We start from the raw sequence: 21,010 nt of genomic DNA, 5'->3' as shown, positions 1-21,010 counted from the left end.
GGGCGATGGACAGTCCCCCCATTCCCGCCGCGACCCTGATCCTGCTGCGCGACCGCATCGCCGCGCCGCCGGAATTGCTGGTCGTTGAGCGGTCCGGCGGGATGGCGTTCGCGGCCGGGGCGCTGGTCTTTCCCGGCGGCCGGGTCGACCCGGGCGACCATGCGCTCGCCGCCGCCCTGGGCGGCCAACATGCGCCGGACGAGGCGGCAGCACGGATCGCGGCGATCCGCGAGACGATCGAGGAAAGCGGCATCGCGATCGGGCTGGACCCGGCGCCGGACGCCGCCGCCCTCGCCGCGCTGCGCGCCGGGCTGCATGCCGGGCAGCCGTTCGGCCCGCTGCTGGCCGCCGCCGGGTTGCGGCTGACGACCGACACGCTGGTGCCGTTCGCGCGCTGGTGCCCGAAGATGCCGCATGCGCGTATTTTCGATACCCGCTTCTATCTGGCGCGGGCGCCGGCGGGTGGCCCGGCGGCGCGGGTCGATGCGACGGAAAATGTCCGGCTGTTCTGGGACAGCGCCGCCGCCGTGCTTGCCGCCTGCGACCGGGGTGAGGACAAGGTGATTTTTCCCACCCGTCGCAATCTGGAGCGGCTGGCCCAGTTCGCCAGCTTTGCCGATGCCGTCGCCGATGCCGGCCGCCACCCGATCAGTACGATCACGCCGTGGATCGAGGAGGTCGACGGCGAACGCTATCTGCGTATCCCGGACGGGCGCGGCTATCCGGTCGCGCGCGAGCCGGTGACGACGGCAATGCGGATGTAGCGGCGCCAGTTGCTCAGTTGGGTAGCGCGGTCGCCTCGACCTTTTCGACCCATGCCGGAAAGAAGCCGGGCGAGCGGCTGGACCAGCCGGGAGCGGTTGCCGCCGCCTCGCTGATCGATTGAAGCAGCGCGCGCCGCCGGTCCGGGTGGAGGTGGGGCAGTGCCGCCGCCGCGCAGAAAGCCGCCGGCAGCCATGGCCGCGCCCCGGCGCCGACCAGCCGTTCATAAAGGAAGCGATAGGCGGCGAAGCTGTCGAGGCGCCCCTGGCCCAGATCGAAGGCTGACAGCGAGATGAGGGGGGCGATGAATGGTTCGATCGCCCCAATCCCGCTGTCGTCCGGCACCAGCGCGCGCAGATCGTCGAGCCGGGCGTAGAGCCGGGCCTGTGCGCCGATGCTCGCGGATTCGATCGGGTCGCGCGACCACAGCTTTGCTGCGTCGGCCCGTTTCAGACCGATATCGAGCGAACGACGGATATAGCGCTGGGCACCGGCGGTGAAACCGGCGAATTCGCGCATCTCCGCAAGAGCCATCGCTCCGGTTGCATGCCGCGTTTGCCTGCCCATCATCCTGCCTCCCGATGTTGGTGCAACGATGATGGGCCGCAAACGGTTTCCCGCGCCTTAACCCGATGTTGTCTGCGCGACAGCTTTGGGCTGCCCGGTCAGGCGGCGACCGGCTGGTGCCGCCGACCAGGCCGAAACCGGCGATCAGCATTGCCCAGCTTGCCGGTTCGGGCACGGCGGCGGTGCCGACCGTCTCGACCGCGACGAACGGCTTCAGGTCGTTGGTCAGGAACAGGGCCTCACCGCCGTTGACGGTGGTGGTCAGGCCGTAGCCGAAGCTGGCGATGCCGGCGGTCAGCGGATGGGCGACGACCTCGTTGCCGACGGCGAACTGGTCGCTGATGTCGAGCGAGGCCTGGTCGAGCCGCATCGTTGCCCCCAGCCCGACGAGCAGATCGTTGATGCGGGTGTTCGATGTCAGGCCGAGCGGGTTGCCGAACGGATCCCGTGCCGATTCGCCGGCCAGGAACACCGTGCCGCCACGATCGAGGAAGGCAGTAAGGGCGTCAGTCTCTGCCGCGCTGAACGCGCGCGACGGGAAGAAGGCGAACAGCAGGTCGACATTCTTCAGCCGCGCGTCGGTGATCGCGCCGTAGAAGCTGGTCGCGGTGACCCCGGCGAAGCTGTTGTAGGCGGCGGTCAACTGGCCGGGCGTGTTGTAATTTTCGCTATCGCCAAGCACGGCGACGGTCTTGCCGGCGCCGAGAACGGCCTTGGCGAAGGTGACGTTGCCGGCCAGGCTGGCGGCGCCGGTGGTGACGCCGGTGTTGATGCGGAAGGCGATCGTCGCGTCGCCGGCGAGGATCAGCGTTCCGGCGTGGGCGGGCGCGAGCGCGAGCAGCGCGGCGCCGGCCGCGAGCAGAGTCTTTAACCCCTCGTTGACTGGAAGGGTCGGCTATCGGCCGCGAGAGGCGTCGGTGTGACCGCCCGGTTACAGACCGGTTACGGTTGACCCCCTGTCCCGGCGGGAGACAGTTGCGGCGGGGCGGCGCCGACCAGTTCGCGCCACAGCAGGATCAGCGCCGCCATCACCGCCGGGCCGACGAACAGGCCGATCAGGCCGAACGCCTCGACCCCGCCCAATATGCCGATCAGTACCCACAGGAACGGCAGCCGCGTCGCGCCGCCGATCAGGAAAGGGCGGACGGCGTGGTCGGCGACGGCGACGACGACCAGACCGAGCAGCACGATCGCGATCGCCGCGCTCATCGCCCCCTGCATCAGCAGCAGCACCGCCGCGACCGCGATCAGCAGCGCGGCGCCGAACGGAATCATCGCCGCGATCGCGGTCAGCGCGCCCAGCAGCACCGGATGGGGCACGCCGGCGATGACGTAGCCGACCGCCATCACCGCGCCTTCGCCTATGCCGACCAGCACCAGCCCGTCGATCGTGCCGCGGATCGAGCGGATGATCTGGACGCCGATCCGTTCGCCCGACGGGCCGAAGATGCGGTCGCCGGCCCGCCGGGCCTGTTCGGCGATCGCCGCCTTGTCGCGCAGCATGAAGAACAGCGCGACGAGGGTGAAGGCGAAGATCGTCGCATGGTGGAGGATGCGGGTGCCGAGCAGCCGGCTCCGCTCGATCATCGCGCTGTCGCTCAGATGGTCGAACTGGCGCTGCGCCTCCTCCGGCGTGGCGAGGTTGGCGGCCCACCAGTCGGCGGCGGCGTGGCGGCCGAACGGCAGCTGTGCCAGCCAGTCCGGCGCGGCAATGCCGTTGGCGCGAGCGGCGGCCAGCCACGCCGCCAGGTCATGCGCCTCGTGCGCGGCGCGGAGCAGGCCGAAGGCGAGCGGCAGCAGCACCGCCAGCGCCAGCGCGGCGGTGGTCAGCGCGGGGAGGGCGTGGCGGCGGCCGCGCGGCCAGCGCGCCTCCGCCCGCGCATAGAGCGGGTCGATCGCGATCGCGATGACCAGCGCCCAGAGCAGTGCCGGCAGGAAGGCGCGCGCGACCCACAGGCCGAGCAGGACGAGGGCGGCGGCAAGGGCGAGCCGGGCGATGCGCTGGCGCCGGACCTCGCCCTCGCCGCCCGCCATCGCTAGGCGGCGCGGTTGGCGACGAGGTGTTCGACCACCGACGGATCGGCCAGTGTCGACACGTCGCCCAGGTTCGACGTGTCGCCTTCCGCGATCTTGCGCAGGATGCGGCGCATGATCTTGCCGCTGCGCGTCTTGGGCAGCGCCGGGGCGAACTGGATCGCGTCGGGGCTGGCGATCGGCCCGATTTCGGTCCGGACCCAGGCGACCAGTTCCTTGCGCAGCGCGTCGGACGGCTCCTCGTTGGCGTTCAGCGTCACATAGGCATAGATGCCCTGCCCCTTGATATCGTGCGGGAAGCCGACGACCGCCGCCTCCGCCACCTTCGGGTGGAGGACCAGCGCGCTTTCGACCTCCGCCGTGCCCATGCGGTGGCCGGAGACGTTGATGACGTCGTCGACCCGGCCGGTGATCCAGTAATAGCCGTCGGCATCGCGGCGGCAGCCGTCGCCGGTGAAATATTTGCCCTTGTAGGTGCTGAAATAGGTCTGGAAGAAGCGGGCGTGGTCGCCCCACACCGTCCGCATCTGGCCGGGCCAGGAACGGGCGATGACCAGATTGCCCTCCGCTTCGCCGGTCAGCACATTGCCGACCGCGTCAACGATCTGCGGGTCGACGCCGGGCAGCGGCAGGGTGGCGGAACCCGGTTTCAGCGCGGTGGCGCCGGGCAGCGGCGCGATCAGCGTGCCGCCGGTTTCCGTTTGCCACCAGGTGTCGATGATCGGGCAGCGATCCTCGCCGACGACATGGTGGTACCAGCGCCATGCTTCCGGGTTGATCGGCTCGCCGACCGAGCCGAGTAGCTTCAGCGAGGCACGGCTCGTCCGCTGCACCGGCGCGTCGCCCTCACGCATCAGCGCGCGCAGTGCGGTGGGAGCGGTGTAGAGGATCTCGACCTTGTGGCGGTCGACCACTTCCCAGATGCGGCTGGCGGTCGGCCAGTTCGGCACGCCTTCGTACATCAGCGTCGTGCCGCCGTTGGCGAGCGGGCCGTAGAGGATGTAGCTGTGGCCGGTGACCCAGCCGATGTCGGCGGCGCACCAGTAGATGCTCGGTGCGCGATAGTCGAAGGTCAGCTCATGGGTCAGCGCCGCCCACAGCAGATAGCCGCCGGAGGTGTGCAGCACCCCCTTCGGCTTGCCGGTCGAGCCGGAGGTGTAGAGCACGAACAGCGGGTCTTCCGCGCCCATCGGTTCGACAGGGCAATCGGTGCCGGCGCGGCTTGCCAGATCCTCGTACCAATGATCGCGGCCGTCCTGCATTGCCACGTTCGCGCCGGTCACCTTGACGACGATCACCGTCTTCAGCGACGGGGCGTGGCCGGCGGCGGCGTCGACATTCGCCTTCAACGGCACCGGCCGGCCGCCGCGCCGCCCTTCGTCGGCGGTGATGACGATGCTGCTGTCGCAGTCGCGGATGCGGCCGGCCAGCGCCTCCGGCGAGAAGCCGCCGAACACCACCGAATGGATCGCCCCGATCCGCGCGCAGGCGAGCATGGCGAACGCCGCTTCCGGGATCATCGGCATGTAGATGGTCACCCGATCGCCCTTGCGGACGCCGGCGGCCTTCAGCACGTTGGCGAAACGGCCCATCTCCGCATGCAGTTCGGCATAGGTGAAGCGGCGCGCCGCATCGGCGGGGTCGTCCGGTTCCCAGATGATCGCCGTCTGGTCGCCGCGGGTCTTCAGGTGGCGGTCGACACAGTTGGCGGCGACGTTCAGCCGTCCGTCGGGAAACCAGGCGATGCGGAAGTCATCTTCGTTGAAGCTCCAGTCACCGGCGATCTCCGGACGCTTGATCCAGTCGAGTCGCTTCGCCTGTTCCAGCCAGAAACGTCCCGGATCGCCCAGCGCACGGCCGTAAAGCGAGGCGTAGCCCGCCGCGTCGACCTGGGTCCTGGCCGCCCATTCGGCTGGAACTGGGTAACTTTCCTGCTCAGTCATGCCTTCCCCCGATCGGATTGACGCCAATATTGCGCGGTGGCGGCCGGTAAAGGCAAGTGTGATCCGGGATTGACTAAAGGCGGTATGGCACGATCCGCCGGATGTCGGGGTCGACCGCGATCGCGCGGTCAGCCGGCGGGAAGGCGCGCTGGTCGCAGTCGGCGCGCGGGCAGAGGCGGCAGGAAATGCCGATCGGCGTCGCCGCGCCCGATCCGTCGACGTCGATCGCGTCGGCATAGACGAAGTCGCGGGCATGGGCTGCCTCGCAGCCGAGGGCGACGGCATAGCGGCGCGGGGCGCGGGCGAAGCTGCCTGATGCCTTGACCAGGCCCTTGGCCATCGAGACGTAGCGCACCCCGTCCGGCGTTTCGACCAGCTGGGTCATGATCCGGTCCGGGATGGCGACCGCCTCGTGCACCGCCCATAGCGGGCAGGCGCCGCCGAAGCGGGCGAATTGCAGGCGGGTGGCGCTGTGCCGCTTGGTGATGTTGCCAGCCATGTCGACCCGGCAGAAGAACATCGGCACCCCGCGCGCGCCGGGGCGCTGAAGCGTCGACAGGCGGTGGCAGGCCTGTTCGAAGCTGACCGAGAAATGCAGGCGCAGCCGGTCGATGTCGTGGCGGAAGGCGCGGGCGGCGGCGCGGAACCGTTCATAGGGCATCAGCAGCGCGCCGGCGGCATAGTTGGCGAGGCCGACGGCGAGCAGGCGCCGTGCCTCCGCCGAGCGGAGCGCCGCGCTTTCGGCGATCGCCGCGATCGGTTCGGCGAAAGCGATCGCGGCAAGCTGGTGGGCGAGCATGAAGCGGCGGCTTTCCGGCGGAAGCGCGGCGGAGATAGCGAGACGACCGTCGGCGCGGTCGAGCCGGCGCAGCGTTGCCGGGTCATCGTTAGTGGCGACCACGATGCCGCGTTCGGCGAGCGCGTCGCGCAAGGCGCCGTCGCCGTCGCCGAGGCGGAGGGCGAGGGATTCGGCGCCGCGGTCGAGCAGGTCGACATAGTTGCCGGCTTCGTGGAACCAGTCGCGCACCTCTTCCCACGGCAGGCGGCCGCCGCCGCTCTCCAGCCCTTCGTCGACCATCTGCAGCCGTTCCTCGGCGCGGCGGTAGGCGGCGTGGAGGGCGATGAAGCGATCGGCGAAGGCCGGTTGCTGCTCGACGATGCGGGCAAGGGCGTCGGCGGCGAGGGCGGAGCCGGCGAACACCGGATCGTCGAGCGCGGCGCGGGCGGCGGCGAAACGGCGGGTCGGCTGGTCCGCCTCGATCGCGGCGAGGTCGAACGGGTGGTGACGGGCGAGCGCGGCAAGGACGGCGGAGGTCAGCGGGCGATCGTCATTCTCGATCTGGCTCAGATAGCTGACCGAGATACCAAGGCGCGCGGCCATCGCCGCCTGGCCGAGGCCGGCGCGGCGGCGGATGGCGCGGAGGCGTTCGCCGGCGAAGAGTCGCTGCCTGGTTATCGGGGTAAACTCACTGTCGAAACCCGGCAAGGATAGTTTGCAAATCGACCCTTCGCAACTTTGCAAGTTCACATTTGCAACGCCGCGCTTTCACTGGAAAGAGGCGCGCTGGCGGAGGGTGGAGAAGCCATGCAGACGATTATCGACCAGTTGGCCGAACGCCGCGCCCAGGCGCTGCTCGGCGGCGGGCAGAAGCGCATCGACGCCCAGCACGCCAAGGGCAAGCTGACCGCGCGCGAACGGGTTCAGGTGCTGCTCGACGAAGGCAGCTTCGAGGAACTCGACATGTATGTCGAGCATAACTGCGTCGATTTCGGCATGCCGGCGCAGGTCGTCCCCGGCGACGGCGTCGTCACCGGATCGGGCACGATCGACGGCCGGCTGGTCTATGTGTTCTCGCAGGATTTCACCGTGTTCGGCGGGTCGCTCTCCGAGCGGCACGCGCAGAAGATCTGCAAGATCATGGACATGGCGATGAAGGTCGGCGCGCCGGTGATCGGCCTCAACGATTCGGGCGGCGCCCGCATCCAGGAAGGGGTGGCGTCGCTCGGCGGCTATGCCGAGGTGTTCCAGAGGAACGTGCTGGCCAGCGGCGTCGTGCCGCAGATCAGCGTGATCATGGGGCCGTGCGCCGGCGGCGCGGTCTATTCGCCGGCGATGACCGACTTCATCTTCATGGTGAAGGACAGTTCCTACATGTTCGTCACCGGGCCGGACGTGGTGAAGACCGTCACCAACGAGGTCGTGACGCAGGAGGAACTGGGCGGCGCCGTTACCCATACCACCCGGTCGGGCGTCGCCGACGTCGCGTTCGAGAACGATATCGAGGCGTTGCTTGCCACTCGCGCCTTTGTCGGCTTCCTGCCCGCGTCCAACCGCGAAGAGGTGCCGGAGCGGCCGACGGCGGACGCCTGGGACCGGATCGAGGACAGCCTGGACACGCTGATCCCGGCCAGCGCCAACCAGCCCTATGACATGGGCGAACTGATCCGCAAGGTTGTCGACGAGGGCGATTTCTTCGAGGTCCAGCCCGCCCATGCCGCCAATATCCTGACCGGGTTCGGCCGGATCGAGGGGCGCACCGTCGGCATCGTCGCCAACCAGCCGATGGTGCTTGCCGGCTGCCTGGACATCGCGGCGTCGAAGAAGGCGGGGCGCTTCGTCCGCTTCTGCGACGCGTTCAACATCCCGATCGTCACCTTCGTCGACGTGCCCGGTTTCCTGCCCGGTGTCGCCCAGGAGCATAACGGCATCATCAAGAACGGCGCCAAGCTGCTGTTCGCCTATGCCGAGGCGACGGTGCCGAAAATCACCGTCATCACCCGTAAGGCCTATGGCGGCGCCTACGACGTCATGGCGTCGAAGCACCTGCGCGGCGACCTGAACTACGCCTGGCCGACCGCCGAGATCGCGGTGATGGGCGCCAAGGGCGCGGTCGAGATCATCTTTCGCCAGGACAGCGGCGACGCCGAGAAGATCGCCGAGCGGACCCGCGAATATGAAGCGCGCTTCGCCAACCCGTTCGTCGCCGCGTCGAAGGGCTTCATCGACGAGGTGATCATGCCGCATTCCACCCGGCGGCGGATCGCGCTGGGCCTGCGCAAGCTGCGCAACAAGGCGCTGGAGAATCCGTGGAAGAAGCACGACAATATTCCGCTGTGAGGACGGCGCGGTGGTGACGGGAAAAGGGTGTTGGGCATGAAACTGGGCCGTCTGAATCATATCGGGGTGGCGACGCCGTCGATCGCGGAGAGCGTGGCGCATTATCGCGCGGTGATGGGGGCCGAGGTGGTGCGCGAGGCGTTCGACCTGCCGGCGCAGGGAGTGAAGGTGTGCTTCATCGACACGCCGAACAGCCAGATCGAGCTGATCGAACCGCTGGGCGCCGATTCGCCGATCGCGAAATTTCTGGAGAAGAATCCGCTCGGCGGGCAGCATCATGTCTGCTTCGAGGTGCCCGAAATTCACGCGGCGAAAGCGTGGTTCGAGAGCAAGGGCGCGCGGGTGCTGGGGGCGCCGCGGATCGGCGCGCACGGCACGCCGGTGTTCTTCGTCCACCCGAAGGACATGGGCGGGGTGCTGACCGAGATCATGGAGACGCCGGCGCCGGGCGGCCATTGAACGTCATTCCGGCAACCGGCCGGGGTCTGCGCGGGCGGCGCGGTGTGCCCATGCAGGCGTGCTCATCAATGCCGGATCGCATCCGGCATGAGGCGGAGAATGCAGATGTCGAGTTTCGAAACGATCGTCACCCGCCGCGAGGGCGACACGCTGGTCATTACGCTGAACCGGCCCGACCGGCTGAACGCGGCGCCGCCGGCGATGTTCGACGAGATCGGCGACGCGCTCGACCGGCTGGACGGGGCACGGGCGGTGCTGATCACCGGCGAGGGCCGCGCTTTCTGTTCCGGCGCCGACCTGACCGGGCGGGACGAGCGCCAGTCGGTCAACGGCGGCGACGGCGCCTATCGCGCGCTGACCCGCAGCTACAACCCCGCCCTGCTGAAGATCGCGCGGCTGGGGGTGCCGGTGGTCGCGGCGGTCAACGGGCCGGCCGCCGGCATTGGCTGCAGCCTGGCGCTGGCCGCCGATTTCGCGATTGCCGGCCGTTCCGCCTATTTCCTGCAGGCGTTCGTCAACATCGGGCTGGTGCCGGACGGCGGCGCGTCGTGGATGCTCGCCCGACTGATCGGCAAGGCGCGGGCGACGCAGATGATGCTGCTCGGCGAGCGGATCGGCGCGGAACAGGCGGAAAGCTGGGGCCTGATTTACAAGGCGGTCGATGACGCGGTGCTGGCGGATGAGGCGCTGGCGCTGGCGGCGCGGCTGGCGGCGGGGCCGACGCTGGCGCTGGGGCTGATGCGGCGCGGGCTGGCGGCGGCGCTGGAGAACGGTTACGCGACCGCGCTGGCCGGCGAGGCGGAAAGCCAGCGCATTGCCGGGGCGAGCGCCGACGCGGTCGAGGGAATCACCGCCTTCCTCGGCCGGCGGCCGGCGGCGTTCAGGGGGCAGTGAGATGAGCGGCAAGCCGACGGTGGACGACTGGCGCGCGCTGGCCGACAAGGAGGTCAAGGGCCGTGACCTGACCTGGCAGACGCCGGAGGGGATTGCGGTCAAGCCGCTCTACACCGCCGAGGACGTCGCCGGAATCGACCCCGGCCTGCCCGGTTTCGCGCCGTTCACCCGTGGGGTGCGCGCGTCGATGTATGCCGGACGGCCGTGGACGATCCGCCAATATGCCGGCTTTTCGACCGCCGAGGAATCGAACGCCTTCTACCGCCGCAACCTGGCCGCCGGGCAGAAGGGACTGTCGGTCGCCTTCGACCTGGCGACCCACCGCGGTTACGACAGCGACCATCCGCGGGTAACCGGCGATGTCGGCAAGGCCGGCGTCGCCATCGACAGCGTCGAGGATATGAAGATCCTGTTCGACGGCATTCCGCTCGACCGGATGAGCGTGTCGATGACGATGAACGGCGCGGTGATCCCGATCCTCGCCTTCTTCATCGTCGCCGGGGAGGAGCAGGGGGTTGCACAGGACCAGCTGGACGGGACCATCCAGAACGACATCCTGAAGGAGTTCATGGTCCGCAACACTTATATCTACCCGCCGGGACCGTCGATGCGGATCATAGCCGACATCATTGCCTACACGTCGGCGAACATGCCGAAATTCAACAGCATATCGATTTCCGGCTACCACATGCAGGAAGCCGGGGCGACGCAGGTGCAGGAACTGGCCTTCACCATTGCCGACGGGCGCGAATATGCGAAGGCGGCGATGGCGTCGGGGCTGGACGTCGACGCCTTTGCCGGCCGGCTGTCCTTCTTCTTCGCGATCGGCATGAATTTCTTCATGGAGGTGGCGAAGCTGCGCGCCGCGCGCAAATTGTGGCACCGGGTGATGACCGAGCTGGGCGCGAAGAGCGAGCGGTCGAAGATGCTGCGCACCCATTGCCAGACCAGTGGCGTGTCGCTGACCGAGCAGGACCCGTATAACAACGTCATCCGCACGACGGTGGAGGCGATGGCGGCGGCGCTGGGCGGCACCCAGTCGCTCCACACCAATGCGCTTGACGAGGCAATTGCGCTGCCGACCGATTTTTCCGCCCGCATCGCCCGCAACACCCAGATTGTGCTGCAGGAGGAAACCGGCATCACCCGCGTCGTCGATCCGCTCGGCGGCTCCTATTACGTCGAGGCGCTGACCCAGGCGCTCTACGACGAAGCCTGGGCGATCATCGAACGGGTCGAGGCGGAAGGTGGCATGGCGAAGGCGGTCGCCGCCGGCTGGCCCAAGGCGATGATCGAGGAAGCCGCCGCCGCCAGCCAGGCCCGTGTCGACCGGGGCGAGGCGGTGATCGTCGGCGTCAACAAATACCGGCTGGCCGACGAGGAGGCGATCGACATTCTCGATGTCGACAATGTCGCGGTGCGCGCAGGCCAGATCGCCCGGATCGAGCGGATGCGCGCGGCGCGCGACGAGGCGGCCTGCCAGGCGGCGCTCGACGCGCTGCGCGCCGGAGCGGCGGGCGACGCCAACCTGCTGGCGCTGGCGGTGGCGGCGGCGCGGGCGCGTGCGACGCTGGGTGAGATTTCGCAGGCGATGGAGGATGTGTTCGGCCGCCACGCGACGGTGCCGACCCCGGTCAAGGGCGTCTATGGCGGCGCCTATGCCGGCGACGGGCGCTGGGCGCGGATTGGCGAGGCGATCGACGCGTTCGAGCGGCGGCGTGGCCGCAAGCCGCGGATGCTGATCGCCAAGATGGGCCAGGACGGCCATGACCGTGGCGCCAACGTCATCGCCTCCGCCTATGCCGACATGGGGTTCGACGTCGTCAGCGGGCCGCTGTTCCAGACGCCGAACGAGACGCTGGTGCTGGCGCTGGAGCGCGATGTCGACGTTGTCGGCGCGTCCAGCCTCGCCGCCGGGCACAAGACGCTGATCCCGGAACTGATCCGGCTGCTGCGCGAGGCCGGGCGGCCGGACATCCGCGTCGTCGCCGGCGGCGTCATCCCGCCGCAAGATTATGAATTCCTGCGCAATGCCGGCGTCGCGGGTATATATGGGCCAGGCACAAATGTGATCGACAGCGCCGAGGATGTGCTGCGCCTGCTCGGTCACAACATGCCGCCTGACCATGAGGAGGATGCCGCATGAAACAGTTTCCTTGCGTCCGTTATGCGCTGGCCGCGGCGCTGCTTGTCACCGCCGGGCATGCCCAGGCCCAGAATGACGGCGATGACGACGGCGCTGACGTTGCCGGCGTGCATATCGAGCGATCGACACCGCAGACCGCGGTCGAGGGCTTTGCCCAGACCTGCCTGCCCGGCTTCCCCGGCCGGAACGCCTTTGCCGCGACGATGGACAAGCGCCGGCCCGCTTTCACCCGCGTCGACGGCGACCGGGCGGAGGGACACGAGACCTGGCGATCGGCGAGCGCGGTGATCGATTACGATTATCCGATGCGGGGACAGCGGAAAGCGGGCGCGCCGAGCTGCCGATACAGCAGCATATCGTCGACGCCGGTCGACCATGAGGCGGTGTCGGCGATGCTCCAGGCGATGCTCGACCAGCAGATGGGCGTGAGCCTGAAACGGTATAGCGGCCAGGGCCAGTATGGCTGGATGTGGACGCATGATTCGGAGGAAACCGGCTATGGCGACAACACGCTCGTCTACCTGCTTTACAGTTACAACCCCGACCCGGCAGACCGGCATATGAGCCTGTCGTTGCAGGTGCGCCGGAAATGACGGTGCGGACCGACTGGAGCCGCGACGAGGTCGCCGCGCTGTTCGCCATGCCGTTCGGCGAGCTGATGTGGCGGGCGCAGGCGGTGCACCGCGAATGGCACGCGCCGGGCGAGGTGCAGCTGTGCACGCTGCTGTCGATCAAGACCGGCGGCTGCCCGGAGGATTGCGGCTATTGCTCGCAATCCGCATCCGCCGACAGCGGGCTGAAGGCGGAAAAGCTGATGGACGTCGACGCGGTGCTGGCCAGCGCCGCCGAAGCGAAGGCGGCCGGATCGCAGCGTTTCTGTATGGGGGCGGCGTGGCGCAACCCCAAGGAGCGCGACATGGATGCGATTGTCGCGATGGTCGAAGGCGTGCGCGAGATGGGGCTGGAAAGCTGCATGACGCTGGGGATGCTGACCGGCGACCAGGCGCAGCGGCTGAAGGCGGCGGGGCTGGATTACTACAACCACAATATCGACACGTCGCCGGAGAACTACGCCAACATCATCTCGACGCGAACGTTCGAGGACCGGCTCGACACGCTGGAGCAGGTGCGCGCGGCGGGGATCAACGTGTGCTGCGGCGGCATCGTCGGCATGGGCGAGACGCGGGCGGACCGGGTCGGCTTCATCCACGCGCTGGCGACGCTGCCGCGCCACCCGGAAAGCGTGCCGGTCAACGCGCTGGTGCCGGTCAAGGGCACGGTGCTGGGCGACATGCTGGCCGACACGCCGCTGGCGCGGATCGACGATATCGAGTTCGTCCGCACGGTGGCGGTGGCGCGGGTCACCATGCCGAAGAGCATGGTGCGCCTGTCGGCGGGCCGCGAGAGCATGTCCGAGGCGACGCAGGCGCTGTGCTTCATGGCCGGGGCGAACAGTATTTTCACGGGCGACAAGCTGCTGACCACCGGCAATCGCGGCGACAGCGCCGACGCCGCGCTGTTCGAGAAGCTGGGGCTGGTACCGCTGGCCGGCGAGGAGCCGGCGCGGATGTGCGAGGCGGCGGAGTGACAATGTTCAAGAAGATTTTGATCGCCAATCGCGGCGAGATTGCCTGCCGGGTGATCCGCACCGCGAAGCGGATGGGGATCGCGACGGTCGCGGTCTATTCCGATGCCGACGCGCGCAGCCCGCATGTGCGGATGGCGGATGAGGCGGTGCGGCTGGGGCCGCCGCCGGCGGCGGAATCCTATCTGCTGGCCGACGCGATCATCGCCGCGTGCAAGGCGACCGGGGCGGACGCGGTCCACCCCGGCTATGGTTTCCTGTCGGAACGGACCAGCTTCGCCGAGGCGCTGGCCGAGGCGGGGATCGCCTTCATCGGGCCGCCGCCGAATGCGATCGCGGCGATGGGCGACAAGATCGAGTCGAAGAAGCTGGCCAAGGCGGCCGGGGTCAACGTCGTCCCCGGTTTTCTGGGCGAGATCGCCGATACCGAGGCGGCGGTCCGCATCGCCGGCGAAATCGGCTATCCGGTGATGATGAAGGCGTCGGCCGGGGGCGGCGGCAAGGGGATGCGCCTTGCCTGGTCCGAAAAGGACGTGCGCGAGGGGTTCGAGGCGACGCGGCGCGAGGGGCTGGCCAGTTTCGGCGACGACCGGGTGTTCATCGAGAAATTCATCGAGAGCCCGCGCCATATCGAGATCCAGATCCTCGGCGACCAGCACGGCAATATCGTCTACCTGAACGAGCGCGAATGTTCGATCCAGCGCCGCCACCAGAAGGTGGTCGAGGAAGCGCCGTCGCCGTTCGTCACCCCGAAGATGCGCAAGGCGATGGGCGAGCAGTGCGTCGCGCTGGCGAAGGCGGTCGGCTATTACAGCGCCGGTACCGTCGAGCTGATCGTGTCCGGCGCCGACGCGACCGGCGAGAGTTTCTATTTTCTGGAAATGAACACCCGGCTGCAGGTCGAGCACCCGGTGACCGAGGCGATCACCGGCCTCGACCTTGTCGAGCAGATGATCCGCGTCGCGGCGGGCGAAACGCTGGGCTTCACGCAGGACGAGGTTCGGATCGACGGCTGGTCGATCGAGAGCCGGATCTATGCCGAGGACCCGTATCGCGGCTTCCTGCCGTCGACCGGGCGGCTGGTGCGTTATGTGCCGCCGGTGGAGTCGCAGGCGTCCGAGGGCGAGGCGGGTGTCTCGACTTCGCTCGACATGGACAGGGAAGAGGGGGCGGCTGGAAACGAGGCTGACGACGGCGGGGGCTATGTGCGGGTCGACGACGGCGTCGCCGAGGGCGGCGAGGTGTCGATCTGGTACGACCCGATGATCGCCAAGCTGATCACCCACGGCGCGACGCGCGACGAGGCGGCCGACCTTCAGGTCGCCGCGCTCGACCGCTTCGAGATCGACGGGCCGGGGCACAATATCGATTTTCTGTCGGCGCTGATGCAGCACCCGCGCTTCCGCGCCGGGCAACTGACCACCGGCTTCATCGCCGAGGAATATCCCGACGGCTTTACCGGCGCGCCGGCCGATGCCGCGCTGATGGGCCAGCTTGCCGCGATCGCCGCCTTCGTCGCCACCGCCGAGGCCGACCGGGCGCGGCGGATCGACGGCCAGCTTGGCCGCCGCCTGCCGCCGCCGGACCGCTGGGCGGTGACGATCGGCGGAGAAAGCCGGGCGGTCGCAATCGCCGGTGACGCGATCACCGTCGACGGTGCTCCGCTGGCGCTGGCGATGGAATATACGCCGGGTGACCGCGTCGTCGAGGCGGAGATCGACGGCGCGCCGCTGGCGGTGCGGATCGCCCCGACGCGGGGCGGCTGGCGGCTGACGACACGCGGCGCGAGCCATGTCGCGCAGGTGCTGCCCGGCCATGTCGCGCCGTTCGCCCGCCACATGATCGAGAAGATCCCGCCCGACCTGTCGAAATTCCTGCTGTGTCCGATGCCGGGCCTGCTGATCGCGCTGCACGTCGAAGCCGGTGATTCGGTCGAGGCCGGGCAACCGCTGGCGGTGGTCGAGGCAATGAAGATGGAGAATATCCTGCGCGCCGAGAAGGCCGGGGTGGTCAAGACGGTCAACGCCGCCGCCGGCGACAGCCTGGCGGTCGACGCGGTGATTCTGGAGATGGCGTAGGATCGGGTCCGGCTTTGCCGGATCCGGGCACGGCACCAGCCCACGCCCCCACCCGGCCGCCCATTTCAGGATACTGTCGTTGGGCGGCCGGGTGGGGGCGTGGGCTGGTGCCGCCTCCCGAGGAACGCCGCGCCGCTGCGCGGCCCGCAATGGTGGAGGCGTTTCCGGCCTGACCGCAGATGAACAGCGGGCACAGAGGCGGTTCAGCTTTGGCGGGTTAGCATCCTCCCCGCAGTCAGAGTCGACAGGAGGATGTCATGAAACTGCTCGCCGCGCTGGCCGCGGCCGGTGTTGTCGCGTCGCTTGCCATACCGGCACCCGCCGAGGCCCGCCCCCGTGGCTATTACAGCAACCATTACAGCGGGTATTACGATGGTTACCGCGACCGGTATCGGCCGCGCTACGACCGCGACCGCAAGTGGCACAAGAAGCGCAAATATTACCGCCATCGTGGCGCCTATTACCGGCCGCATTGCCGCTGGGAATGGCGCCACCGCCACCGCGTGCGCGTCTGCTACTGAGTAGCGCGCCGGTGGTGTCCGCGCCGGTCCGCTTCGGGGTGGAAGCGGATCGGCGCGGCGTGTTTTCGACCAACGGTGGCGGTGCCGGCGGACGCGCCGCAGTGGCCCGCTGACCGGGTAATTTGCCCGCCTGGCAACCCGATCGTGACGCTTGCGTTCATGCTGGGTGCAGCCACCGCTCGCCAGAAGGCGCGTTCATGTCACAAGGCCCGATGTCGTTGCGAACCGGATGGATGCCGAAACCCGGCCTGCTGCTGTTGCCCCTGCTGCTTGCCGGTTGCGCGGCCGGACCCGATTATGCACGGCCGCAGCCGGCGGCGCTGGGCGTGCCCGACGCCTATCATGCCGCTTCGCCGGCCGGTACGCCGGGCGACCTGACCCAATGGTGGACGCTGTTCGGCGACCCGGTGCTGACCGGGCTGGTCGATCAGGCGCTGGCCGGCAACCTGGACATCGCACAGGGCGAGGCGCGGCTGCGGCAGGCGCGCGAGGCGCTGGTCCAGGCGCGGGCCGACCTGCTGCCCTCGCTCGATGCGTCGGCGGGCGGCGGGCGCAATTTCGACAATAGCGCGCCGGACACCAGCCGCCTGTCGCTTGGCGCCGACGCGGCGTGGCAGCTCGACCTGTTCGGCGGGGTGCGGCGATCGGTGGAGGCGGCGCGGGCGGACAGCGCGGCGAGCGCCTACGACCTGGAGGCGGTGCGGATCGCGATCGCCGGCGAGGTGGCGCGCAATTACGTGCTGGCGCGGCAGGCGCAGGCGAGCCTTGCCATCGCCCGCGACACGCTGGTCACCCAGGACGACAATCTGGAGATCGCCGGCTTCCGCGTGCAGGCCGGGCTGGTTTCCTCGCTCGATCAGGAGCAGGCGCGGCAGCAGCGGGCGTCGACCGCCGCGTCGATCCCTGGGCTGGAGCAGAGCTTTGCCGCCGCGGCCAACCGGCTGGCGGTGCTGACCGGGCAGGCGCCCGGCGCTGTGACCGACCGGCTGACCGTGCCCGGCGCGATACCGGAGGGGCCGGAGGCGGTTGCCGCCGGCATCCCCGCCGACACGTTGCGCCAGCGCCCGGACGTGCGCGGCGCCGAGCGCGGCCTTGCGGCGGCGACGGCGCGGATCGGCGTGGCGCGGGCGGCGCTGCTCCCCGGCCTTGGCATCAGCGGCAATGTCGGCACGTCGGCGCTGCGCCTTGGCGGGCTGGGCGATGTTATTACCGGCGGGCTGTTCGCCAACCTGTCGCAGATCCTGTTTGACGGCGGCCGGCGGCAGGCGGCGGCACGGGCCCAGCAGGCGGCGGCCGACGGCGCCTTTGCCGCCTACAAGGCGACGGTGTTGACCGCGCTGGAGGATGTCGAGAACGGGCTGGTTGCGTTGCGGGCGGCGCGCGAGCGGGAAACGCAGATCGCGATCTCGCTCGATGCGTCGACCAACGCCGCGTTGCTGGCGCGCAGCCAGTACCGGGCCGGGCTGACCGATTTCCGGACGTTGCTCGACGCCGAACGCTCGCTGCTCAGCGCGCGCGACGGCTTCAATCAGGCGAAGGCCGACGCGGCGACCGCGCTGGTCCAGCTTTACCTGGCGCTCGGTGGCGGCTGGCAGCCGGCCGACCTGCCCAATGAGGGATCATGATGGCATCCGCAGCCGAACCCCAGACCAACCTCGACGACTTCCTCGGCACGCCGGCGCCGGCGCCGTGGAAACGCTGGCTGAAATGGATCGTCGGCGGCGGCATATTGCTGCTGGTGCTGCTGCTCGTCTGGCGGTTCGGCGGCGAGACCAAGACCGAATATGCGACGCAGGAGGCGCAGAAGGGCAATCTGGCGGTGACGGTGTCGGCGACCGGCAAGCTGCAGCCGGAGAACCAGGTCGACGTCGGCGCCCAGCTGTCCGGCCAGGTCATCAAGGTCTATGTCGACGTCAACGACCGGGTGACCGCCGGCCAGCGGCTGGCCGAGATCGACCCGGCGACGTTCAACGACGCGATCGTCCGGTCGCAGGCGGCGCTCAGCGCCGCGCAGGCGACGGTGGCGCAGAACCAGGCGAGCGTTGCCGAGGCGAAGGCGCAGCTCGCCCGGCTTGAGGAGGTGTCGCGCCTGTCGGGCGGGCGGGTGCCGGCCAAGACCGAGATGGCGACCCAGCAGGCGACGGTGCAGCGCGCGCTGGCCAATCTGCGTGCCGCCGAGGCCAATGTCGTGTCGGCCCGCGCGCAGGTGAGTTCGGACACCACCCAGCGGCGGCGGGCGACGATCGTCTCGCCGGTGTCGGGCGTCGTCCTTGCCCGCCAGATCGAGCCGGGGCAGACCGTCGCTTCGTCGTTCAACACACCGACGCTGTTCGTCATCGCCCAGGACCTGACGTCGATGAAGCTGCAGGTGGCGATCGACGAGGCCGATGTCGGCCAGGTCAAGGCGGAGCAGGAGGCGACCTTTACCGTCGACGCCTATCCGGGCCGCAGCTTTCCGGCGAAGATCACCCGCGTCGACGTTGGCGCCAATAATTCGGCGACGTCGTCATCGTCCACCACCACCACCAGCAGCAGTTCCGCGTCCTCCGTCGTCGCCTACAACGCGATATTGCGCGTCGCCAACCCGGACGAGGCGCTGCGCCCGGGGATGACCGCGACCGCCGACATCGCGGTGCAGAAGCGCGAGAATGTGCTGCTGGTGCCGAACGCGGCGCTGCGCTTTTCGCCCGAGCAGGCGACGCGCGGGCAGCAAGGCGGCCAGAGCAGTCTGGTCAAGTCGATCACCCCCGGCCCGCGCGCGCGGCGCAGCGGCGGCAACAGCCGCGAAGTGACGATCGGCGCCGGCAGCCGCCGGACGCTGTATGTCGTCGGTGCCGACGGCAAGCCGCAGGCGGTGGAAGTGGTGGTCGGCGCGACCGACGGCAGCCGGACCGAAGTGACCGGCGGCGGGCTGAAGCCGGGCAGCAAGGTGATCGTCGGCCAGCGGGCGCGCACGGATGGCTGAACCGATCATCCGCCTGGAACAGATCACCAAGACCTTCGGCAGCGGGCCGACCGCGTTCCAGGCGCTGAAGGGCGTCGACCTGACCGTCGAGCGCGGCGATTTCGTCGCGGTGATGGGCGCGTCCGGGTCCGGCAAGTCGACGACGATGAACATTCTCGGCTGCCTCGACGTGCCGACCAGCGGACGGTTCTGGTTCCGCGACGTCCGCGTCGAAAGCCTCGACCGCGACCAGCGCGCGCTGCTGCGCCGCCGCTACCTTGGCTTCGTGTTCCAGGGGTTCAACCTGCTGGCGCGGACCTCTGCGCTGGAGAATGTCGAGCTGCCGCTGCTCTATCGCGGCGAGGACAAGCAGGTGCGCCACGCCATGGCGATGGCCGCGCTCGACCAGGTCGGGCTGGCGCCATGGGCCGGGCACAGCCCGGCGGAACTGTCCGGCGGGCAGCAGCAGCGCGTCGCCATCGCCCGTGCGATCGTCACCAGCCCGGATGTGCTGCTGGCCGACGAGCCGACCGGCAATCTGGACAGCGAGCGTTCGATCGAGATCATGGAATTGCTGACCGAGCTGAACGTCAGGCGCGGGATCACCGTCATCATGGTCACCCATGAGCCGGAGATGGCCGATTTCGCCCACACCATCGTCCACTTCAAGGACGGGCTGGTCGAGCGGATCGACAAGCGCCACGTCGCCGGCAGCGGGGTGCCGGCCTGATGCTGGGCACCACGCTGATCCTTGCCCTGCGCGAGATTCGCCGCCATCTGCTGCGGTCTTTCCTGACCATCCTCGGCATCGTCATCGGCGTGGCGGCGGTGGTGACGATGGTGACGCTGGGCAACGGCGCGACCGCGGCGGTGAAGGAGCAGATATCCTCGCTCGGCTCCAACATCCTGATGGTGCGGCCGGGGCAGGGCTTTGGCCGGGGCGGTGGTTCCGGCGAGGCGCCGCCGTCGTTCGTGATGGCCGACCTCGACGCGATCCGCGACCAGATCGGCGGGGTGAAGGCGGTCGCCGGGCAGGCGCAGGCCAGCGCCGTCGCCGTCCGCAACGCCCAGAACTGGTCGACCAGCATCAACGGCACGACCAACGACTATTTCGTCGCCCAGAACTGGAAGCTGGCGTCCGGCCGGCTGTTCTCCGGGGCGGAGGAGGCGGCCGGCAAGGCGGTGTGCATCATCGGCAACACCATCGTTTCCAACCTGTTTCAGGGCGTCGATCCGATCGGGCAGCGTTTCCGCGTCAAGGATATCAGCTGCGAGGTCATCGGCGTGCTGGCCACGCGCGGGCAGGGCGGATTCGGCAACGACCAGGACGATGTCGTGGTGATGCCGATCAAGACGGTGCAGCGCCGCTTCACCGGCAACCGCGACATCCGCGCGATCATGGTCGCGGTCGACGACGGCTACGACACCGCCCGGGTGCAGGCCTCGCTCGAATCGCTGCTGCGCGAGCGGCGCCACCTGACCGCCGGGGCACCGGACGATTTCAACGTGCTCGACACCAAGCAGATTTCCGACGCGGTGTCCGGTTCGACCAAGGTGCTGACCGGGCTGCTTGGCGCGGTAGCGGCGGTCAGCCTGATCGTCGGCGGCATCGGCATCATGAACATCATGCTCGTGTCGGTGACCGAGCGGACCCGCGAGATCGGCATCCGCCTCGCCATCGGCGCGCTGGGGCATGAGGTGCTGCTGCAGTTTCTGGTCGAGGCGGTGGCGCTGGCCTGCCTGGGCGGGGTGATCGGCATCATCATCGCCTTTGTCGCGACGATATCGCTGGCGCCGGTGCTGGGCGTACCGTTCGTTTTCGACCCGGCGATCAACATCGTCGCCTTCGTTTTTTCGGCATTGATCGGCGTGGTGTTCGGCTATTTCCCGGCGCGGCGGGCGGCGGCGCTCAACCCGATAGAGGCGCTGCGGCACGAATAGGTGAGGCGGCGCCAGCCC

17 protein-coding genes and 1 pseudogene are annotated in these 21,010 nt (G+C 69.1%); 13 read left to right on the top strand and 5 right to left on the bottom strand.

Features of this window, described 5'->3' with window-relative positions:
- The first annotated feature begins 5 nt into the window (after positions 1-5).
- On the top strand, positions 6-764 hold the full coding sequence (locus ACMT1E_RS14160) for an NUDIX hydrolase (protein ID WP_414901040.1): 759 nt from the start codon (positions 6-8) through the stop codon (positions 762-764).
- Positions 765-777: 13 nt separating this feature from the next.
- Here ACMT1E_RS14160 and ACMT1E_RS14155 read toward each other — a convergent pair whose 3' ends face one another.
- The 5 genes and pseudogenes from ACMT1E_RS14155 to ACMT1E_RS14135 all read right to left on the bottom strand — a co-directional run bounded on the left by ACMT1E_RS14155 (position 778) and on the right by ACMT1E_RS14135 (position 6,792).
- Positions 778-1,329, bottom strand: coding sequence for a hypothetical protein (locus ACMT1E_RS14155; protein WP_414903448.1), 552 nt, complete (start codon positions 1,327-1,329; stop codon positions 778-780).
- A 109-nt stretch (positions 1,330-1,438) separates the two neighbouring features.
- Positions 1,439-1,510 (bottom strand): annotated as a pseudogene (locus tag ACMT1E_RS14150) (PEPxxWA-CTERM sorting domain-containing protein); the annotation flags it as partial.
- A gap of 761 nt (positions 1,511-2,271) precedes the next feature.
- Complete coding sequence (locus tag ACMT1E_RS14145; RefSeq protein ID WP_414901038.1) at positions 2,272-3,363, bottom strand: AI-2E family transporter; 1,092 nt, start codon at positions 3,361-3,363, stop codon at positions 2,272-2,274.
- Positions 3,364-3,365: 2 nt separating this feature from the next.
- A complete protein-coding gene (acs, locus tag ACMT1E_RS14140) occupies positions 3,366-5,306 on the bottom strand; it encodes an acetate--CoA ligase (protein ID WP_414901036.1) in 1,941 nt (646 codons plus the stop codon).
- Positions 5,307-5,379: 73 nt separating this feature from the next.
- Complete coding sequence (locus tag ACMT1E_RS14135; RefSeq protein WP_414901035.1) at positions 5,380-6,792, bottom strand: short-chain fatty acyl-CoA regulator family protein; 1,413 nt, start codon at positions 6,790-6,792, stop codon at positions 5,380-5,382.
- 99 nt (positions 6,793-6,891) lie between these two features.
- Between ACMT1E_RS14135 and ACMT1E_RS14130 the strand changes: the two genes are divergently transcribed.
- From ACMT1E_RS14130 to ACMT1E_RS14075, 12 genes are all read left to right on the top strand, one after another.
- Positions 6,892-8,424, top strand: coding sequence for an acyl-CoA carboxylase subunit beta (locus tag ACMT1E_RS14130; RefSeq protein WP_414901033.1), 1,533 nt, complete (start codon positions 6,892-6,894; stop codon positions 8,422-8,424).
- A gap of 36 nt (positions 8,425-8,460) precedes the next feature.
- Positions 8,461-8,883: a methylmalonyl-CoA epimerase gene (gene mce, locus ACMT1E_RS14125; RefSeq protein ID WP_414901032.1), complete on the top strand. Its 423-nt coding sequence runs from the start codon at positions 8,461-8,463 to the stop codon at positions 8,881-8,883.
- A 105-nt stretch (positions 8,884-8,988) separates the two neighbouring features.
- Complete coding sequence (locus ACMT1E_RS14120) at positions 8,989-9,777, top strand: enoyl-CoA hydratase-related protein (protein ID WP_414901030.1); 789 nt, start codon at positions 8,989-8,991, stop codon at positions 9,775-9,777.
- Between the two features lies 1 nt (position 9,778).
- Positions 9,779-11,923, top strand: a complete 2,145-nt coding sequence (scpA, locus tag ACMT1E_RS14115) for a methylmalonyl-CoA mutase (RefSeq protein WP_414901029.1) — start codon at positions 9,779-9,781, stop codon at positions 11,921-11,923.
- The gene (locus ACMT1E_RS14110; protein WP_414901028.1) at positions 11,920-12,516 is read left to right on the top strand and encodes a hypothetical protein; all 597 of its coding nucleotides are present in this window, start codon (positions 11,920-11,922) and stop codon (positions 12,514-12,516) included. The genes scpA and ACMT1E_RS14110 overlap by 4 nt, the downstream gene beginning before the upstream one ends.
- Positions 12,513-13,511, top strand: a complete 999-nt coding sequence (gene bioB, locus ACMT1E_RS14105) for a biotin synthase BioB (RefSeq protein ID WP_414901027.1) — start codon at positions 12,513-12,515, stop codon at positions 13,509-13,511. Before ACMT1E_RS14110 ends, bioB begins: the two co-directional genes overlap by 4 nt.
- Before the next feature lie 2 nt (positions 13,512-13,513).
- The gene (locus tag ACMT1E_RS14100) at positions 13,514-15,586 is read left to right on the top strand and encodes a biotin carboxylase N-terminal domain-containing protein (RefSeq protein ID WP_414901026.1); all 2,073 of its coding nucleotides are present in this window, start codon (positions 13,514-13,516) and stop codon (positions 15,584-15,586) included.
- Between the two features lie 257 nt (positions 15,587-15,843).
- Complete coding sequence (locus ACMT1E_RS14095; RefSeq protein ID WP_414901025.1) at positions 15,844-16,107, top strand: hypothetical protein; 264 nt, start codon at positions 15,844-15,846, stop codon at positions 16,105-16,107.
- 233 nt (positions 16,108-16,340) lie between these two features.
- Positions 16,341-17,732, top strand: a complete 1,392-nt coding sequence (locus ACMT1E_RS14090) for an efflux transporter outer membrane subunit (RefSeq protein WP_414901024.1) — start codon at positions 16,341-16,343, stop codon at positions 17,730-17,732.
- A complete protein-coding gene (locus ACMT1E_RS14085; RefSeq protein WP_414901023.1) occupies positions 17,729-19,072 on the top strand; it encodes an efflux RND transporter periplasmic adaptor subunit in 1,344 nt (447 codons plus the stop codon). The genes ACMT1E_RS14090 and ACMT1E_RS14085 overlap by 4 nt, the downstream gene beginning before the upstream one ends.
- Positions 19,065-19,781 carry an ABC transporter ATP-binding protein gene (locus tag ACMT1E_RS14080; protein ID WP_414901022.1) on the top strand — a complete coding sequence of 239 codons (717 nt, stop codon included), beginning with the start codon at positions 19,065-19,067 and terminating at the stop codon, positions 19,779-19,781. Before ACMT1E_RS14085 ends, ACMT1E_RS14080 begins: the two co-directional genes overlap by 8 nt.
- Positions 19,781-20,992: an ABC transporter permease gene (locus ACMT1E_RS14075; protein WP_414901021.1), complete on the top strand. Its 1,212-nt coding sequence runs from the start codon at positions 19,781-19,783 to the stop codon at positions 20,990-20,992. Before ACMT1E_RS14080 ends, ACMT1E_RS14075 begins: the two co-directional genes overlap by 1 nt.
- The last annotated feature ends 18 nt before the right edge of the window (positions 20,993-21,010 follow it).

This window comes from Sphingomonas flavalba (assembly GCF_047553045.1).
In the GTDB taxonomy this organism is placed as follows: Bacteria; Pseudomonadota; Alphaproteobacteria; order Sphingomonadales; family Sphingomonadaceae; genus Sphingomonas_L; species Sphingomonas_L flavalba_A.
Note: the sequence above shows the minus strand (reverse complement) of the source record. Positions and strands in the feature narration are given on the sequence as shown.

Coding starts and splice junctions, on each gene's coding strand:
- ACMT1E_RS14160 (WP_414901040.1), top strand. CDS start 6: ATGGACAGTCCCCCCATTCCCGCCGCGACCCTGATCCTGCTGCGCGAC.
- ACMT1E_RS14155 (WP_414903448.1), bottom strand. CDS start 1,329: ATGGGCAGGCAAACGCGGCATGCAACCGGAGCGATGGCTCTTGCGGAG.
- ACMT1E_RS14145 (WP_414901038.1), bottom strand. CDS start 3,363: ATGGCGGGCGGCGAGGGCGAGGTCCGGCGCCAGCGCATCGCCCGGCTC.
- acs (WP_414901036.1), bottom strand. CDS start 5,306: ATGACTGAGCAGGAAAGTTACCCAGTTCCAGCCGAATGGGCGGCCAGG.
- ACMT1E_RS14130 (WP_414901033.1), top strand. CDS start 6,892: ATGCAGACGATTATCGACCAGTTGGCCGAACGCCGCGCCCAGGCGCTG.
- mce (WP_414901032.1), top strand. CDS start 8,461: ATGAAACTGGGCCGTCTGAATCATATCGGGGTGGCGACGCCGTCGATC.
- ACMT1E_RS14120 (WP_414901030.1), top strand. CDS start 8,989: ATGTCGAGTTTCGAAACGATCGTCACCCGCCGCGAGGGCGACACGCTG.
- scpA (WP_414901029.1), top strand. CDS start 9,779: ATGAGCGGCAAGCCGACGGTGGACGACTGGCGCGCGCTGGCCGACAAG.
- ACMT1E_RS14110 (WP_414901028.1), top strand. CDS start 11,920: ATGAAACAGTTTCCTTGCGTCCGTTATGCGCTGGCCGCGGCGCTGCTT.
- bioB (WP_414901027.1), top strand. CDS start 12,513: ATGACGGTGCGGACCGACTGGAGCCGCGACGAGGTCGCCGCGCTGTTC.
- ACMT1E_RS14100 (WP_414901026.1), top strand. CDS start 13,514: ATGTTCAAGAAGATTTTGATCGCCAATCGCGGCGAGATTGCCTGCCGG.
- ACMT1E_RS14095 (WP_414901025.1), top strand. CDS start 15,844: ATGAAACTGCTCGCCGCGCTGGCCGCGGCCGGTGTTGTCGCGTCGCTT.
- ACMT1E_RS14090 (WP_414901024.1), top strand. CDS start 16,341: ATGCCGAAACCCGGCCTGCTGCTGTTGCCCCTGCTGCTTGCCGGTTGC.
- ACMT1E_RS14085 (WP_414901023.1), top strand. CDS start 17,729: ATGATGGCATCCGCAGCCGAACCCCAGACCAACCTCGACGACTTCCTC.
- ACMT1E_RS14080 (WP_414901022.1), top strand. CDS start 19,065: ATGGCTGAACCGATCATCCGCCTGGAACAGATCACCAAGACCTTCGGC.
- ACMT1E_RS14075 (WP_414901021.1), top strand. CDS start 19,781: ATGCTGGGCACCACGCTGATCCTTGCCCTGCGCGAGATTCGCCGCCAT.